Source organism: Endozoicomonas arenosclerae (assembly GCF_001562015.1).
Lineage (GTDB): Bacteria > Pseudomonadota > Gammaproteobacteria > Pseudomonadales > Endozoicomonadaceae > Endozoicomonas_A > Endozoicomonas_A arenosclerae.
The window spans coordinates 1-16805 of sequence record NZ_LASA01000004.1; the positions used below are offsets into that span (position 1 = coordinate 1).

17 protein-coding genes are annotated in these 16805 nt (G+C 47.3%); 11 read left to right on the forward strand and 6 right to left on the reverse strand.

Annotation, left to right across the window (positions count from 1 at the left end; genetic code table 11):
• Nucleotides 1–488: 488 nt before the first annotated feature.
• The 7 genes from WG89_RS00425 to WG89_RS00455 all read left to right on the forward strand — a co-directional run bounded on the left by WG89_RS00425 (nt 489) and on the right by WG89_RS00455 (nt 5567).
• On the forward strand, nt 489–1094 hold the full coding sequence (locus WG89_RS00425) for a c-type cytochrome (RefSeq protein WP_062260094.1): 606 nt from the start codon (nt 489–491) through the stop codon (nt 1092–1094).
• A 348-nt stretch (nt 1095–1442) separates the two neighbouring features.
• Nucleotides 1443–2156: a thiol:disulfide interchange protein DsbA/DsbL gene (locus WG89_RS00430; protein ID WP_079253583.1), complete on the forward strand. Its 714-nt coding sequence runs from the start codon at nt 1443–1445 to the stop codon at nt 2154–2156.
• 74 nt (nt 2157–2230) lie between these two features.
• The gene (locus tag WG89_RS00435) at nt 2231–3097 is read left to right on the forward strand and encodes an endonuclease/exonuclease/phosphatase family protein (RefSeq protein WP_062260073.1); all 867 of its coding nucleotides are present in this window, start codon (nt 2231–2233) and stop codon (nt 3095–3097) included.
• Nucleotides 3098–3457: 360 nt separating this feature from the next.
• Nucleotides 3458–4021 (forward strand): adenylyltransferase/cytidyltransferase family protein, encoded by a 564-nt coding sequence (locus WG89_RS00440; protein ID WP_062260074.1) that lies wholly within the window; start codon nt 3458–3460, stop codon nt 4019–4021.
• Between the two features lie 8 nt (nt 4022–4029).
• Nucleotides 4030–4644, forward strand: a complete 615-nt coding sequence (locus tag WG89_RS00445; RefSeq protein WP_062260076.1) for an NUDIX domain-containing protein — start codon at nt 4030–4032, stop codon at nt 4642–4644.
• Nucleotides 4634–5215 (forward strand): hypothetical protein, encoded by a 582-nt coding sequence (locus WG89_RS00450; RefSeq protein WP_062260078.1) that lies wholly within the window; start codon nt 4634–4636, stop codon nt 5213–5215. Before WG89_RS00445 ends, WG89_RS00450 begins: the two co-directional genes overlap by 11 nt.
• A gap of 10 nt (nt 5216–5225) precedes the next feature.
• Nucleotides 5226–5567 (forward strand): hypothetical protein, encoded by a 342-nt coding sequence (locus WG89_RS00455; protein ID WP_062260080.1) that lies wholly within the window; start codon nt 5226–5228, stop codon nt 5565–5567.
• Here WG89_RS00455 and WG89_RS00460 read toward each other — a convergent pair.
• Nucleotides 5564–6172: a peptide deformylase gene (locus WG89_RS00460; protein WP_062260082.1), complete on the reverse strand. Its 609-nt coding sequence runs from the start codon at nt 6170–6172 to the stop codon at nt 5564–5566. The genes WG89_RS00455 and WG89_RS00460 overlap by 4 nt on opposite strands.
• A gap of 152 nt (nt 6173–6324) precedes the next feature.
• Between WG89_RS00460 and purU the strand changes: the two genes are divergently transcribed.
• On the forward strand, nt 6325–7179 hold the full coding sequence (gene purU / locus WG89_RS00465; RefSeq protein ID WP_153301334.1) for a formyltetrahydrofolate deformylase: 855 nt from the start codon (nt 6325–6327) through the stop codon (nt 7177–7179).
• Nucleotides 7180–7256: 77 nt separating this feature from the next.
• On the forward strand, nt 7257–7523 hold the full coding sequence (locus WG89_RS00470) for a Lar family restriction alleviation protein (RefSeq protein ID WP_062260085.1): 267 nt from the start codon (nt 7257–7259) through the stop codon (nt 7521–7523).
• Here the strand turns inward: WG89_RS00470 and WG89_RS00475 are convergent.
• Nucleotides 7462–8346 (reverse strand): MBL fold metallo-hydrolase, encoded by an 885-nt coding sequence (locus WG89_RS00475; RefSeq protein ID WP_245662849.1) that lies wholly within the window; start codon nt 8344–8346, stop codon nt 7462–7464. The genes WG89_RS00470 and WG89_RS00475 overlap by 62 nt on opposite strands.
• A gap of 121 nt (nt 8347–8467) precedes the next feature.
• Nucleotides 8468–9400: a zinc ABC transporter substrate-binding protein ZnuA gene (gene znuA / locus WG89_RS00480; protein WP_079253584.1), complete on the reverse strand. Its 933-nt coding sequence runs from the start codon at nt 9398–9400 to the stop codon at nt 8468–8470.
• Between the two features lie 275 nt (nt 9401–9675).
• Between znuA and WG89_RS00485 the strand changes: the two genes are divergently transcribed.
• Nucleotides 9676–11112: a hypothetical protein gene (locus WG89_RS00485; protein ID WP_062260087.1), complete on the forward strand. Its 1437-nt coding sequence runs from the start codon at nt 9676–9678 to the stop codon at nt 11110–11112.
• A gap of 40 nt (nt 11113–11152) precedes the next feature.
• Here the strand turns inward: WG89_RS00485 and WG89_RS00490 are convergent, their stop codons facing one another.
• The 3 genes from WG89_RS00490 to WG89_RS00500 form a co-directional block, all read right to left on the reverse strand.
• The gene (locus tag WG89_RS00490; protein ID WP_062260088.1) at nt 11153–11332 is read right to left on the reverse strand and encodes a hypothetical protein; all 180 of its coding nucleotides are present in this window, start codon (nt 11330–11332) and stop codon (nt 11153–11155) included.
• Between the two features lie 302 nt (nt 11333–11634).
• A complete protein-coding gene (locus WG89_RS00495) occupies nt 11635–12486 on the reverse strand; it encodes a MurR/RpiR family transcriptional regulator (RefSeq protein ID WP_062260089.1) in 852 nt (283 codons plus the stop codon).
• 111 nt (nt 12487–12597) lie between these two features.
• Complete coding sequence (locus tag WG89_RS00500; RefSeq protein WP_062260090.1) at nt 12598–13995, reverse strand: EAL domain-containing protein; 1398 nt, start codon at nt 13993–13995, stop codon at nt 12598–12600.
• 203 nt (nt 13996–14198) lie between these two features.
• Between WG89_RS00500 and uvrD the strand changes: the two genes are divergently transcribed.
• Nucleotides 14199–16364 (forward strand): DNA helicase II, encoded by a 2166-nt coding sequence (gene uvrD, locus WG89_RS00505; RefSeq protein WP_062260092.1) that lies wholly within the window; start codon nt 14199–14201, stop codon nt 16362–16364.
• Nucleotides 16365–16805 lie beyond the last annotated feature (441 nt).

Genomic DNA, 16805 nt, shown 5'->3' on the forward strand with positions numbered 1-16805 from the left:
TCAGGGAACGGTATTTGAAGTGGCTGAGGGTTAGCTCAATCCAACGGTAACATTCGTCCTTGGAGTCCCAGCCGGGCTCCAGACAGTCTGCTTGTGAAAGGAGGCTTCTTACATCCTCCAGGGTTTTGATGAAATGGGTGTTCATGATGATTTTCATATCCTCATCATGAACGACAGTGCTGAAGTCGGCTCATTTCATGTTAGAAACCAGCCCCTTCTTCAGGCTCATTTCATATTGGAAGAGACTCGACCTACCGGAAAAGAGCATTACAGTATATACTAGCCGTCGTTTTGAGGCATATGCAGCCATTTTAAGCCACCTTTTTCAGAATAAGGGCCGAGCACAGGTCGGAAAAACTAGCTGAATAAAGAGGATGTTTGTAAAGACCGAGCCGTATCTGGCTTTACAAACAGATGCTGAACAGCTGACTGGGAAAGTTGGGATAATAACAGTCACTCATGGCAAGTGCCGTAGCTGGGTCAGGTTAATGAAAAAAGTTATTTTCGGTCTGGTAGTGTCGTTGGGGGTAACAGGAGTGGCATTTGCGAAGGGGGATGCAAATGCTGGTAAAGCCAAAGTGGCAACCTGTACCGCCTGCCATGGAGCAACAGGTGTAAGCCTGGCGCCCAATTACCCCAGTCTGGCAGGACAAGGTGAACGCTATCTGGTTAAACAGATTACAGAGATCAAATCCGGTGAACGCAGTGTTCCGGAGATGGTGCCTTTTGTAGGCAAGCTGACAGAGCAGGATATTGAAGATATTTCTGCGTTTTATGCCAGCCAGCCTGCTCCTCAGGGGGTTGCTGATCCTAAACTGGTAGAGCTGGGTGAACAGCTGTACCGTTTCGGTGATCAGAAGAAAGGTATTCCTGCCTGTGGAGCTTGTCACTCCCCAACCGGTAAGGGCAATTCTCTGGCAGGCTTCCCACAGATCAGTGGTCAGCATGCACAGTACACCGCCAAACAGTTGCGTGATTTCCGTGAAGGTGATCGTGTGAATGACGGTGATACCAAGATAATGAGAACTATTGCTGAAAAACTGAGCAACAAAGAAGTGGATGCTCTGGCCAGCTACATCAGTGGCCTGCGTTAATCAGCAGAAGCTCTGGGAGAAGTCAACAAGACTTTTTCTTTCCGAAAAAGCGGTTTGCATGTGGTGATGCAAACCGCTTTTTTGTATCTGTGGAAATCCACTCCACACTGATATGCTCTGTCGATGGAATAAATGAATGTATGTTGGGGTGCTTTCAAATCCCTTACATTGTCGGGATGTTTGTCAACTGTCGGATATTAGGCAGGAAATTGCCTTGAAAATACCTTATCTTTCCTGTTCATTACGACAGAGATGTTGATGGGGTTGCCCATGCTTGGACTCACTGCCTAGACTTCTGTTAACTTGTCACTCAAATAGATCAATATAAAAGCCTTGGAGTGTATTTAGATGCCAAAACAACTTAAATTTTTATGGTTGGCTCTGGTTTTGCCGTTGACGATGATTTTATCGCTAAGTGCTTCGGCGGCTGTTCAGGAAAAATACAAGGAAGGTCAGGATTACCGGGTACTGCCCAACCAGGTTCAGACTGCTGTCAAAAAAGACCAGATCGAAGTGGCGGAAGTCTTCTGGTATGGCTGCCCGCACTGCTACACGCTGGAGCCTATTGTTGACCGCTGGAAACCGTCTCTGGAAAAAGATACCCGCTTTGTTCGCGTACCTGGTTTTTTTGGTCCTAACATCTGGAAGACCCACGCACAGCTTTACTACACCCTGGAAACCATGATTCCGGGTGAGAAAAAGCTACATGAAATTCATGACAGCATTTTCTCTGAAGTTCAGAATAGAAATAACCGTCTGGGAGACGTAGACGCTATGGGGGATTTCCTGAAGAAACGTTATGGAATTGATCCCAAGCAGTTTGCCAGCTTCTATAATTCTTTCGGGGTTCTGAACCTGATGAACCAGGGTGGAGCCAAGGTAAGAGGTTATCAGTTGACCGGTGTTCCAGCTTTGGTAGTGGATGGCCGATATGTAATTGAACCCAAGGTTGGGTTGGACAATATGCCTGCAGTCGCCGATTTCCTGATCAAAAAAGTTCGTGATGAACGTGCTGCCAAGGCTAAGCCTGAGGTAAAGGAAGAATCCAAGGCTAAAAGCTGAGAATCAGCCTGACCCGTCTTAACTACGGATGCTGAACATTTTTCTGTTCAGCATCCTGAAATCAGGTTTCACTGATGCCAATTAGAACGTTGAAGGGAGCCTTGTCTTCTCGTTTGCACAGGGACAGGTCTCCCCGATCAGTTCATTGCAGCGAGCTGATCTACCGACCTCGATCGCAGAAACCCGGGCACATCCGCTTACTGAGTTTTAATATTCAGGTGGGTATCAATACCCAGCAATACCGTCATTACCTCACCCGCAGCTGGCAACACCTGTTGCCTAATTCCAGACGTTCTCGAACACTGGACCAGATTGCTGCTGTTCTCCCCGACTTTGATCTGGTAGCCCTTCAGGAAGCCGATGGTGGCAGCCTGAGGACCGGCTTTATCAACCAGACAGAATACCTGGCACTGAAAGGTCAGTTTCCTTATTGGTATCACCAGCTTAATCGCAATCTTGGCAAACTGGCGCAGCACAGTAATGGGCTGTTGAGTCGCTACAAGCCCACCATTCTTGAAGATCATAAACTGCCGGGCCTGATTCCTGGCAGAGGAGCCATTGTTGCCCAATTTGGTGAAGCTCAGGATCCTCTGGTGGTGGTGATGATGCATCTGGCTTTGAGTCAGAGAGCCAGAAATATTCAGCTTTCCTACATCCGTGATCTGGTCAGAGCTTACAACCATGTTGTGCTGATGGGAGATATGAATACCCATGCAGAGCAGCTCCTCAATGATTCTCCGTTGAAAGGCACTGATCTTCATGCTGTTCACTCGGATCTGAATACGTTTCCCAGCTGGCGTCCCAGTCGATCATTGGACCACATTCTGGTCAGTCCTTCTTTAAAAGTGCATCAGGTAGGCGTGTTGAATCTGCCTATTTCAGATCATTTACCCGTGGCTGTGGAAGTGGAAGTGCCTGAAAGCGTGCATTTGGATGCATAAATGTCTGGAGAATGCTGCGAGTGAGTTGAGTGTCGGAGTAGTCTGGAAATAAAAAAGGCCTGGCACCGAGGGGGGAAGGAGGAGGGGTGATACCAGACCTTAAGAAAATACCAACCAGAAACCTGTTGAGTGAAAGTCTTCAGCTTCAACAAGGGCAAGTGATTAACGGGAACAGATAATACTGATTATTAAGATGAATAATATTAGTAGTTAACAGGTTAACTATACGTAGTCCAACTAACGCCTGCTCTTTCCTGTTCCGATATTTTTCCCGTAAATCCCACTTCTGTTACTCTGGAGTATCATTGACTGCCGAGGCTGAAAAAAGCCTTCAGGCTGAACGCTAAAACTGACAATACTATGACCGTTAAGAAAACAGGTATATTCGGCTCGGCCTTTAATCCGCCAACACTAGGGCATCTGGATGTTTTACAGCAGGCTCAGGAAGCATTTGATTTGATCTTGCTGGTTCCCAGTGCTGCTCATGCTTTTGCCAAACAAATGTTGCCTTTCCATCATCGTCTGGCCATGTGCCAGATATTCGTGGACTCTGTTCAGCTACCTGACTGCCAGCTGAAAGTTTCTGGAATAGAGCATGACATGCTGGCTGCTCACCCGAAGCAACCTGTGTATACCTTTGATCTGCTTGAGCGACTGGAGTGCCTGTATCCGGATGATCAGTTAGGTTTTATCAGAGGTCCTGATAATGCTGACCCTGAAACCTGGCAGCGTTTTTATCGGTCGGATGACATTGAAAACCGGTGGCCGGTTTTTACTGCTCATGAGCGGCAGAGTATTCGAAGCACACAGGTACGAGAGCTGTTAGTTTCCGGAACTTCTGACGATAACAACAGAGAAACTGTGGCAAAGCTTTTGTTGCCTTCAGTTCATGAATACATTCTTCAGCATCATTTATATCAATAAGGTGTGCCATGAAATTATCCGGTTTGGGAGCCGACGATGTTCGGATTGAGAGTGAAGAGCGAGCTTGGTCCGGATTCCTCAAGCTATGCCGATATAAAATCAGACACGCTCTCTTTGAAGGTGGTTGGAGCAGGACTCTGGATCGAGAAGTGGTCTTGCGGGTACCTTCTGTAGGTGTGCTGCTTTATGACCCGGCTTTGCACAAGGTTGTTCTGGTGGAACAGTTTAGGGCTGGCCCCATGATGAGTGATGATGATCCCTGGCTACTGGAGATAGTGGCAGGTATTTCTGAACCGGGTGAGTCTCTGGAATCCGTTGCGATACGGGAAGTAAAAGAAGAAGCTGATTGTGAGGTGAAGCATCTTTTACCGGTATCGAACTTCTACGTCAGTCCCGGGGCTACCAATGAACGTCTGATGCTTTACTGTGGCATTGTAGATGCCTCATCGGCCGGAGGGGTTTACGGACTGCCGGAAGAAGGTGAAGATATCAGGGTGCATGTGATGGCAGCAGAAGAAGCCTGGCAGATGGTGGAAGATGGTCGTATTTCCAATGCTCCGGCTATCATTGCCTTGCAATGGTTACAGCTGAACCATGGAGAACTGAAAGATTATGCTCAATAAAACAGGGCCTGGACTCGCGACTCTTGTTTTGAGCGCTTTGCTTGCTCTGACAGGATGTCAGTACACCGGCTTTAATGAGTCTGGAGGCCTGGGTGGTTCGGCTGCCTCCTCCGGGCTTTACAGAGAAGGCCTTCCCGGCACTGCGAACTGGGCGGTTCTGCCGTTTGTGAATTACAGTGAAGCGACCAGTGTGACCACTCAGGTAGAAAGAATCCTGATGGTGCAGCTGCCTTCTCGGGGTATTGAAGGTGCTCGTTTGTATCCCGAATCTGAAGTCACCACTGCGTCAAAGTCACTGGAAGGGGCTCACCGTTACCAGAATGGTAAGCAATGGGCTATGCAGAACGACATCAGCTTCGCGGTAGCCGGAGAAATTTTTGAATGGTTCTACGATGACAGTGGCAGGCCCCAAGTCTCTATGGCGCTGGCTGTTGTCGATATTCGTAATGGTGAAGTGATCTGGAATGTGAACGGCTCCAGTGAAGGCCTTCAGGGTGATGATCTGTTTGATATCAGCCGGGCTCTGATGTCGGATCTGCTACAGTCTTTACCTATAAACAGACGGATATAGGAGCAGCAGGATGCTATACGCTCTCAAGGATGAGAAAGGAGAAATCCAGGCGATTTCAGACAAACAGCTCACCAGCGAGTGGGAGTTTGTCAATCTTGAAGATGAAGCCGTTCATGCTTTCCTGCACCGCAACCCGGCCATTGGTGGCAAGGTGATGCAGGCGGCTGATGCGGACTTTATCCGGGTGCTGGAAGATGTCATTGATCTGCTGATCGATAAACAGATAATCCAATTCACTGAGCTCCCTGACCCTGTTCAGAACAAATTACTGAATCGTCGCCGCTACCGTGAAGAGTTGAGAGATCAGGATGACACCACCCATCTTATTGATGGGGGTGACGAAATTTTCTAACGATGTTGGGAAATCTGGCCTCTGGGGGTCTTATGGGCATTCTCTGTTGGCCAGCCCTCAGCCCAGCTTTCCTGGTGTTCAATGGAAAGATTGGGAATAATCAGGCTTTTATCTTCCACCCTCATCGGGAACAGCTTTCCATTCAAATGATCCAGTTCATGCTGCATGACCCGTGCAGGGAACCCTGTTAATGCTTTCTCCTGCCTTTCCCCTAGTTCGTTGTATCCAGCCACAGTGATGCTTTCCGGGCGTTCTATCCATGCTCTCATACCAGGCACTGACAAACAGGCTTCCCACGTCCAGCAGGTGGTCTGGCTGAAATCGCTGATTTGAGGGTTTATCCAGAACTGGAAGGGAATATCCGGTGCCTGTGGATATCTGGAGCGATTGATCTCTGAGATACCGACACTGAGAACTCGGGCAGACCAGCCTAATTGTGGTGCTGCGAGCCCTACTCCCTGAGTGCTGACCTGTTTTTGCTTGAGTATTTCAAGGTTATGCTGAAAGTCATCGGAAGCAATATCGCCAACGACTACCTGAGGTTGTTCCTGAAATAACAGAGGGTGGCCCATCAGCAATACTTCAGGGTTCTCATTCAGTCTCATAGCTTGGGGATCTCCCTTTAGAAAGCCTCTGATTTATATCCTACACCTGTTTCACCAAGATAGTCTGAAGAGCAGTGTGCGCGGGTTGCTCAATGTTTATAATGTCAGGGATTCAGGAAGTAAGGCTCAGCGAGCCCAAGCGTAAGAAAACTATGATAAGAACCTATCGCCTTTTGATTTCATGCCCCGATGCCAGCGGCATTGTTGCGTCTGTCAGTCATTTCATTGCCAGCCATGGTGGCTGGATTCTGGAAGCCAATCATCACTCTGATCCTGTGACTGGCCGCTTTTATATGCGTAATGAGATTAAAGCTGGCAGTCTGCCTTTTGAGCTGGATACGTTCAGGGGGCTCTTTCAGGCGCTGGCTGAAGAGTTATCTCTGGACTGGACGATCACAGACTCAGGTTCACCCCATAAGGTGGCTTTGCTGGCCAGTAAGCAGGCTCACTGTCTTTCGGATCTTCTTTATCGCTGGCGCAGTGGTGATTTGAATATGGAGATCCCATGCGTGATCTCAAATCACGACGACTTGAGAAGTTATGTTGAATGGCATGGTATTCCTTATTACCACGTTCCTGTGGATAAGAATGATAAGCAAGCGGCCTATCAACAGATGACAGATCTGTTGGAGGAGCATTGTGTTGATACAGTTGTGCTGGCTCGATATATGCAGATTATTCCTCCCCAACTGTGCGATATCTACAAGAACCGCCTGATTAATATTCACCACAGCTTCCTGCCTTCTTTTGCCGGAGCGAGACCTTATCATCAGGCTTATGCCCGAGGTGTAAAACTGGTAGGGGCTACCTGTCATTATGTGACCGAAGAGCTGGATGCCGGGCCCATCATTGAACAGGATGTGATCAGGGTAGGTCACAATCATTTACCGGATGAAATGGTCAGGCTGGGCAAAGACGTTGAAAAAACGGTTCTGGCCCGCGGCCTTCGTTATCATCTTGAAGATCGTGTCATTGTGGATGAAGGGAAAACAATAGTTCTTGAATAATCGGGTTTTCTGTGGATAACCTGTTAAAAGGTGTGGAAAAAGCTGTCATTGTTCTGTGAATAACGCAAGGAGGCGTAATGAAGCTGGAAAAATGTCCCTGCTGTTTAGGTGAGGCTGAACTGGCTGAATTGGCAGTGGGCAACTCGGAAATGTGGCAGGTTACCTGCACCAGCTGTGGCCTGTCTTCAGAGCTGGATGACGACAAGGTTTTTTCGGCAGAGCGATGGAATAAAAGACTGGAACGCTCTCGACTGAAAATGTGGGTAACCCTGCTAGCTGCTTTTATCCCTTTTCTGGTGGTTTCAGCATTCCTGGCTGGTAGTTTTTTGGGGCTTCGGCTTTAGAGCCAAAAATATCCAGGTCATTGGCCAGAACCACTTTTCCTTTATAGCCAGCCTGAACTTCTTTCAGAACACTGGTGATAGGGGCTGAGTAATGGAGTACGTGAGTCAGTATCAAAAGATCGGGCTTTGCCTTTGCCGCTAATTTGGCCAGGTCACCACTGCGAGTATGGCTGTTACTGTGATATTTCTGCCATTCAGGGCTGAGTCTGGATAGCCCTTCTTCACTGATAACTTCATGAATGAGTATGTCAGCACCTTTGGCGATAGTTGCTATTTTTTCGTCATAGCGAGTATCGCCGCTGATCACAATGCATTTGTCAGGCGTCATGATCTTATAGCCAAAGGCTGGCTCTATATCGCCATGTTGAACCAAAAAGGCTTCCACAGAGACAGGACCGTCTTTAAATGACCAGCCACCCTTTTTGTATTCAGAGACATTTACCTGATACATGGATGGGTCCTTAACAGGCTGGGTGCTATTAATACGCAAATGAATGTCTTCAGACAGCATTTTGTAATAACCGTTTACCAGAGTTTGAGTGCCTGTGGGTCCGTAAATATTGAGCCGCTTGTCTCTCCGCCACCAGTAAGTCGATGCCAGCTCTGATACATCCATCACGTGATCGCTGTGCAAGTGGGTAAGAAAGAGATGTTGGATATGGGTGGGGTAAAGAGCCTCAATGCCTTTCGTCTGGGCTGCGACAAGGGCATTGCGCACCATGCCAGGACCGGCATCAAAAACGTAAGCCTGGTTGTTATAAATTATGGCTACGGAAGAACCTGCTCTGTCGGCATTGGGAACAGGTGTTCCTGTTCCCAGCATGACGACCTGTGTATCAGCCTTTGTTGCAGTGCTTAAACCAACCATTAATGCGAAGCATAAGAACAACCCATGGCGAATAAACACTGGCATCATCGGGGACTGATGACGGCTAAAGTGAACGTCAGTTCTTCAGGCAAGTGATAATGTTTTCCACAAGACCATTTATGAACTGATTGTAACCATCAGGGCTGACAGCGATGTCTGTTGCCAGAGGATCCAGGACAGCTACGCTGGCATCAGTACCACCGGTAATTCGGTCAATGTAAGCTGGCTGGAACTGAGGCTCACGGAATACACAGCTGTTGCCTGCCTTTTTAAGCTTTTCCTGCAAGCGAGTCAGGTGTTTGGCTCCGGGCTGCTGTTCAGGGTTAATGGTAAAATAGTCCACGACATTCAGCTTATAGTGCTTTTGCAGGTATCCGTAAGCATCATGGAAAACAAACATGGGCTGATCATGGAATTTAGTCAGCTTGGTGTTGTTCAGTTTGTCTGCAGCCTGAACGGATTTTTTGAAAGACTTATAGTTTTCCTTGTACTGTTTCTTATGCTCTGGATCCAGCTTGCTCAGCTTTTCAGACATGGTCTTGGCCATCGCAATAGCATTATTAGGACTCAGCCAGATGTGCGCATCGTACTCGCCATGATGGTGTTCGTTCTCTCCTTCGTGGTGATCATGAACTTCCTCTTTGCCTTCACTGCTCTTGAGCAGTTTTAGCTTGCTCTCTTGCATCAATGGCACTGAAACGGCTTTTTTCGAACCGGACAGGGTTTTTTCCAGGAAGGTTTCCATGTCAGGACCTACCCAGAAAATAATGTCAGCTTCATACAGCTTTCTGGCATCAGAAGGCTTCATGCTGTGACTGTGGGGAGAAGCCCCGGGAGGCAACAGCACATCTGCAGAAGTGACTCCCTCTGTGATGGATGCAGCAATCAGCTGCAGCGGCTTAATGGAAGTCAGTACTTTTGGTGGCTCTTTACTCCAGGCCGGCAGAGCTAAGGAGATCAGAAGGCCAGCCAGCCAGATCATTATCTTTGGTTTTATCGACAGGGTCATAAGGGGCAACTGCGTAATATGTGAAGGAAACGTTATATTATAACCATCCTGACAGCGAATGCCTTTGTTTTTGCAACAAAGAAATAAACTGATTCAGTTTCAGGACTCGGCGGGCGGATTGATTGTCCGAAGAGAAAAGGTTGCTAAATAAGCATTCCTAAGATGAAACAATAAGTACAAATGTACTGGAAGGAATATTTCTATTGCTTCGAATCCCTATAGTTATAGGTAAGAACTGCCGCCAGATGAATGGATTATAGAGGGAAATAAGGAACATGGATGGAAAAGATAAAATAAATGGGGCTAATTCTGATTCAGGTTTTTATCAGAGCTTCTGGAAAGGCATTTCAAATTGGGTAGGTCAATACAAACAATATACGGTTACAGCAACAGACTCCGAAGATTCCGGTATTCAATTAACGGGTCTTGTAACGGGCACTTCCCCAGATAAACCGCAGAGGCAAGTGAGTCTGGCTGAACTCTCAGAAGAGACTTTCACAAGTACATACAGTGATGAATTCACGGAACTGATGACAGATGCTCTCTGGAATATCTGTGAAGATCCTGCATCGGATTTACAGCACAAACCCGAAACGGATATTTCTAATCCAGAACAGAGTCTAGGTATTCACTTACCTGATGTGCTCCAAAAGTCTGATGAGGATATGCTTGAGCAAAGTTATGAAGTGGTAGAGATGGACGCTGTGGATCAGGAGATGTCTCGAACTATGGATCACTATTACTCTATTTTAGGTGGTTTGGATTCAATTAATTGGGGGGCTCTTTCTGAGGCAGAGCAGGAATCAATTATTGCAGATGTATTGAAACTGACGACATTTTTGGATTCAGTCTCAGTCGATGTCTTGGCCAAAAGCTTATGCCGGATAATCGATTCGTCTGATTCTGGACACTATCAAAAATCCTTGAAAGAAAAAATGATGAATATGAGTTCTTTTCGTCAGCAACTTGCCAGTCTTTTTGATCGTTCTACTCCGGTATTGAGGCTATTGAGTCAGCTTCAATCTCACCTGAGAACTGAGTATCACAGAAGCCAGATGGATAGTCTGTCAGGAGAGCACCTGGCCAGTGAAGTGAACTGGGAAACAACCAATCGGATAGCTTCAATGGAGCCAGGGCCTCTAAACTCTGATGGAACCGCACAACAATTTGATACGGATATTTTAAGAAAATCTAACTTTGCCCTGTTTGATAAAAGTGGCTTAAGTTTTCACTCCGCAGTCTGTCAATTCGAATGCAGGCAGGACTCATCAAAAACAGTGGATGAAAATGATGAACGCTTTAAAGAAGAATGCAGAAAGCAGCTGTTGTCATTATGCGAGGGCAAGCCTGATGCTCTGAAAGGAGTATTAACCGACCTGGTGAGCCAGAGTCCTTACAACCCTTTGGGTAATACCTTGAGAGTTATGGCTCAGGAACAACTGGGTGAGTTTCATGTTTTCGCTCCTCAGGAAAGAAAGTTTGAAACTCAGATACACAAGGGTGAAGATGGCTCTTTGAATCTAAGGTTTGTCCTGGCATTTCCTTCTTACAAGCTGACGACAGAGGAAGGCCATTGTTTTCACATTAAGCAGCCTGTCACTATTACCAGTTCAATGAACATGAGCCCACCAGAATTTGTCAAAGATAGAAAGTTGGGGGAAATAAAGGTTGTTCTGGGAAAAGTAGTGGAAAGTAGTTTGTATGATGGCTAGGAAAATATCAGCCCCTGGATAAGGGGCTGAAAAAGGATTGTCAGACATCACCCCAGTAACTGTCACCGAAGAAAGAGCTGAGTTTTTTCGTTTCTTCTCTGTCTTCCAGGGCTCTTCGAATCTTTAGAGCTCGCTTTGAACCTCTGTTAGGTAAATCATCGCGACTAATTTCTTCTTCCTGAAGATAATCTTTCTTGAGTTGTGTGTCTTTGTTAGACATGCCAGCACCTCTTTGTTTTTTTATTGTTTTTTATGATGCTTCCTGACAATTACGAAGTTATGAAAAATGCTGGAGTGGAGCAAGGGATAAAAACGGCAAAGCCTGTGAGATATATCCTACAAACAGCTATTTAGAGACGTTTTTGTTTCAAGTTGGTGCATAACTGTACGACTTGGTATTTGTTTTTCCATATTTCAAACTTATTAAGAATCTGAAAAGTACTTTAAATAAAGTCGATTCTTGTTAACCAGTGCCGTTTTCTTATCAGTGTTAAAAACGTCACTGGTTTCTTTATGAGGTATTCAGTTATTCACCCTGCTATTGTTAAGCCCGTGTTTGATTTTCTTTAACTGGCGACTCAGGTCGGGTTCTTTCAGCATGGCAACACCCGTTGCCAGCACATCAATAACAACCAGATGAGCAATCCTGGAGGTGAGAGGTGTAAAGAGTTCTGTGTTTTCTTCAGCGGCAACGGCCATGGGCAGACTGCAAATTTTGGACAATGGGGTATTTTCAGGACAGATACCAATAACCGTAGCGCCATGTTTTTTAGCTAATTTAACGCTTTGTAGAAGCTCCTTTGAACGCCCTGACTGAGATATGGCTACCACAACGTCTTTGTCTGTCATGGTGGATGCCGAAATGAGTTGGATATGAGGATCCGCGCAAGCGGTTGTCGAAGGCTGAATACGAATGAACTTGTGTCTGGCATCTTCCGCCACAGCGCCGGAGGCTCCAAAACCGTAAAACTCTATCCTGCGGGCTCTGGCCAGAATCTCGATCGCTTGCTGAAGCTGCTCGGTATTCAAAAGGTCTCTGACGTTCAGTAACTCTCGCACCGTTCCATTGAATACTTTCTGAGCAATATCTCCAGGGGAGTCTTTGCGATCGAGCTTAAGCTCGGCAAAACGCGATCCGCTACCAAGACTCTGGGCCAGTTTCAGTTTGAACTCCTGATAGCCATTACAGCCAATGGCACGACAAAACCTGACAACAGTCGGCTCACTCACTGAAGCCTGACGGGCCAGTTCGGCAATGCTGCAGTTTACACAGCGGGAAGGGTCAGCTAGTACCAGATCAGCTACTTTTTTCTCTGAGCGACGTAAAGCACCATACCCCTGCTTCACAGCTGTAATAGGGTCATTGGAAAGCATCTTTTGAATATCTTGTTTTCTTCTTATCGTAGAAAGGGCAAGTCACGGAGACTTGCTTTCAGGCTCAAGGCTGTTTGTAGTTTTACTACATGAAGCAGCTGACTGTACAGGTTAAATTGAGATACCTTCGATAAGTCTGGGTGTCAGCTCTCTACTGGGGAGGGGTGGACAAACGTAGTTGCCCTGCACTTCGTCACAGTGAATAGTGCCTAAAAGATCCAGTGAGTTACGGTCCTCGACACCTTCTGCAACAAAGCTCAGGCCGAGCTTGTGAGCCATGGATATGGATGACTCGGTGATGACCTGACACTTTTTATCGTTTGCCAGATTCTGAATCAGACTTCGATCTATTTTCAGAATGTCCAAGGGTAAATCACTCAGGTAGGAGTGCGTTGCATAGCCAGATCCAAAGTCATCCAGACTGATGCTGATACCCAGCTTTCTCAGAGCATTCAGCTTTTCCACTGCCAGGGCGACTGAGTTCACGGGTTGTGACTCGGTGAGTTCAAATTCAAGGTTTGTAGCTTTAATACCGGATTCTTTCAGAATCTCAGTAACAGAGTCGTACAGTTCATCACTCATCAGTTGAGAGACAGAGAGGTTGACTGATACGTGCAGATCGAGGCCCTGTTTTTGCCACTGTTGCAGCTGCTGGCAGGCCGTTGTCAGAACCTGTCTACCCAGCTCGTGTATAAGCCCCAGTTCTTCTGCCAGAGTAATGATTTTTTCTGGTTCAATGTATCCCTGTTTGGGGTGCTGCCAGCGAACCAGAGCTTCTACCTTGCTAACTTTTTGCTGCTTTAACTGGTATCTGGGTTGGAAGTGCACTTCCAGGTTACGGTTTTTCAGAGCTTCTACCAGATCAGCTTTGAGTGGGTCAGAAGTCTCTGAGCTGTTTTCTTCTTTATGGCTGGAGCGGTAAAGGGCTGTGACCATAATCAAGCCCCAGGCCAGAACCCATCCAATAAACCAGATGGGGTCCAGATCTTTCTGATTAGTCAGGAAAAAACCGGCAAAAGGCAACGATACACCCACACTGTAGACCACTGCATTCAACGCTTCTCTGATAAACAGCAAGCTGGCAACAGCAGAGAGAGAAATCAGCATCAGAGGAATGATAAAAAGTTGTTGAGTGGTTAGCAGTGAGAGCGTCCAGACTGGAGCCATTCCGGTAAAAAGCCCAAGACCGGCAGCCTTTATGGTCAAGTTGTCAGTGAGTTTTAGCCACTTCAGGTTCAGCCATGAAGGAGGAGTGGTCATCAGGCTGAACAATGCAAAGCTGGTAGCCCATTGCAATAAGCCCAGAGGTTTCAAACTGGCTGGAAAGGCATAAAACATGCCTATCAGGCATAGCAGTGATGCTGCCACTAAATGTTTGTGGTCTGTTTCTGAGCTTTTGGAGACAGAAGATTCCGGTCGTTGGGTATCAGGTGTTTTCTGGGTATAGACAGGCACTTCCCGAGCCGGGAAGCGAATATGCTTCTTCTGTTCTTGACTGTGAATACCCATTCAGCACTTCATTTTCTGGGTTCAAACGGTGCTTATTCTCGGTGTTGTTGTGAAGACTATCAAGTCACTGAGTCACAGTTTAAATACTCCTTACCAACAGGATTCGTTACACTGTCAGACAATTAAAACGGTCAGCTCCCTATTGAGCTTCCTATTGAGCTACGGGCTGCATTGTAATCATTTAGTTGGAAAGAACTCTGTCTATGGACGTAACCCCTATCATTGACTCCCTGAACGATGCCCAGCGACAGGCGGTCACAAGTCCTCCTGGTTCTCTGCTGGTTCTGGCGGGGGCTGGCAGTGGTAAAACCCGGGTACTGGTACACCGTATTGCCTGGCTGATTCAGGTCGAAGGCATGTCGCCCTACTCCATAATGGCAGTGACGTTTACCAACAAGGCGGCTGCAGAAATGCGCAGTCGTATTGAAGAACTGTTGGGTATTCCTCCCCGTGGTATGTGGGTAGGCACCTTCCATGGACTGGCTCATCGATTACTCAGGGCGCACTCTCAGGATGCAGGCTTGCCCGAAAACTTCCAGATTCTGGACAGCGATGATCAGCTCAGAGTGATCAAGCGGTTAATGCGAGCAATGAATCTGGATGAACAGAAATGGCCACCACGACAGGCTCAGTGGTATATCAATGGCAAGAAAGACGAAGGACTGAGACCAGACTACATTGATCCCGGTTACGACCCTTTTGAGAAGACCATGCTGGATGTTTATCGGGCATACCATGAGTATTGCAATCAGGTGGGCGTTGTCGATTTTGGTGAGTTGTTGCTTCGCTCTCACGAACTCTGGCTGAAAAGACCGGATATTCTTCAGCACTATCAGGAACGTTTTCGTTATGTGCTGGTGGATGAGTTTCAGGACACTAACGCCATCCAGTATGCCTGGCTGAGAATATTGACCGGTGATCAGGACAAAATGATGATTGTCGGCGATGATGACCAGTCTATCTATGGCTGGCGTGGAGCCCGTATTGAGAACATACGTCAGTTCTCTAAAGATTTCCCGAAAGCTGAAACCATCCGGCTGGAGCAAAACTACCGCTCAACCAGCAATATTTTGCGGGCTGCCAATGCCGTGATTGCCAACAACCCTGACAGGTTGGGTAAAGAGCTGTGGACCGATGGCAATGAAGGTGAGGCCATTCAGCTATACGCGGGCTTCAATGAAATGGATGAGGCTCGCTTTATAACCGATCGCATCCGAGAAGCTTCGGAGCAGGGAATGGCTCGCAGTGATATGGCCATACTTTATCGCTCCAACGCTCAGTCCCGTATTCTTGAAGAAGCGATGCTCAGGGCTTCTATCCCCTACCGGATTTATGGTGGACAGCGTTTCTTCGAACGTGCCGAAATCAAGAATGCCCTGGCCTATCTGAGATTGGTCAGCTCACCCAATGATGACACCTCATTGGAACGAGTCATTAATATCCCAACCCGGGGCATTGGCGAAAAAACAGTAGAAAAGCTTCGTGAAACCGCCAGAACTCAAGGTACCAGTCTTTGGGGTGCTATCAAGAATGTCGTTGCAGCCAGTGCTATTGGTGGTAAAGCAGGTCGTTCTCTTGGCGAATTTATTGAACTGATAGAAAGTCTCAGTGCTTCCGGCGATGAGCTGAATCTGGGTGAACTGGCTGATCATGTGATATCCGTCTCTGGTCTTGTAGAGCATCATCAGAAAGAGAAAGGTGAAAAAGGCCGGGCCAGGGTAGAAAACCTGGAAGAACTGGTGACCGCCTGCAGTGAGTTTGATATTGAAGACATGGATCTGGACGAAGAAACAGAGCCTATGTCACCACTGGATGCATTTCTTGCTCATGCAGCTCTGGAAGCCGGAGAGAATCAGGCGGATCAGTTTACCGACAGTGTTCAGATGATGACTTTGCACTCTGCCAAGGGTCTGGAGTTTCCCCTGGTGTTTCTGGCTGGGCTGGAAGAAGGTTTATTCCCCCACAAGATGTCCCTGGAAGAAGGGAATCTGGAGGAAGAGAGGCGCCTCTGTTATGTCGGAATTACTCGAGCCATGGAGAAGCTTTATCTCACATACGCTGAGAATCGAAGACTCTATGGCAATGACACCATGAACCGTCCTTCCCGCTTTATTCGGGAAATTCCCGGAGAGTTACTTCAGGAAGTTCGCCTGGGAGGCACAATTAGCCGTCCAGTCTCTGTTCGTCAGGCTCCTGCCTCCCCTGATCATGGTCTGAGTTTGGGCCAGCGTGTTCATCACGATGTGTTTGGTGAAGGTGTCGTACTGAACTACGAAGGTGAAGGCAGTCAGGCCAGAGTTCAGGTGAATTTTGATTCAGAAGGAGCCAAATGGCTGATGATGGCTTACGCCAATCTGAGTCCGTTATAAAATTTCCGTGGATGGGTGGAGTCTGCTGTGCTGGAAAAGGAGATCAAAAGCGCAGCAGAGACATAGCATAGGATTTGTCGCCGAATAACTTACCGATTGACATACGGACTCCGTTCACCCTGAGCTTGTCGAAGGGGGTTTGGGCTTTGACAGGCTCAGCCCGAACGGGTTTTGATAGGATTTCAGGTAACACCCTAGGAGCCTGTCGGACTTAACCAGCAAAACAGGTAAAATCCTGATTCCAGTACCAGTAACACTCAAAGCACTATGAATAAGTGGAAGTTCAAACCGGTCGACCGAAACACTCCCGACCTTTTCCCTGCCAGCATCCAGGATTATCTTCCAGAAGGTCATATGGCTCGCTTTGTGGTGGATGTTGTTGACCAGCTCGACCTGTCTCCACTGATCAATTCTTATCGAGGCACAGGATCAAAAGGCTGG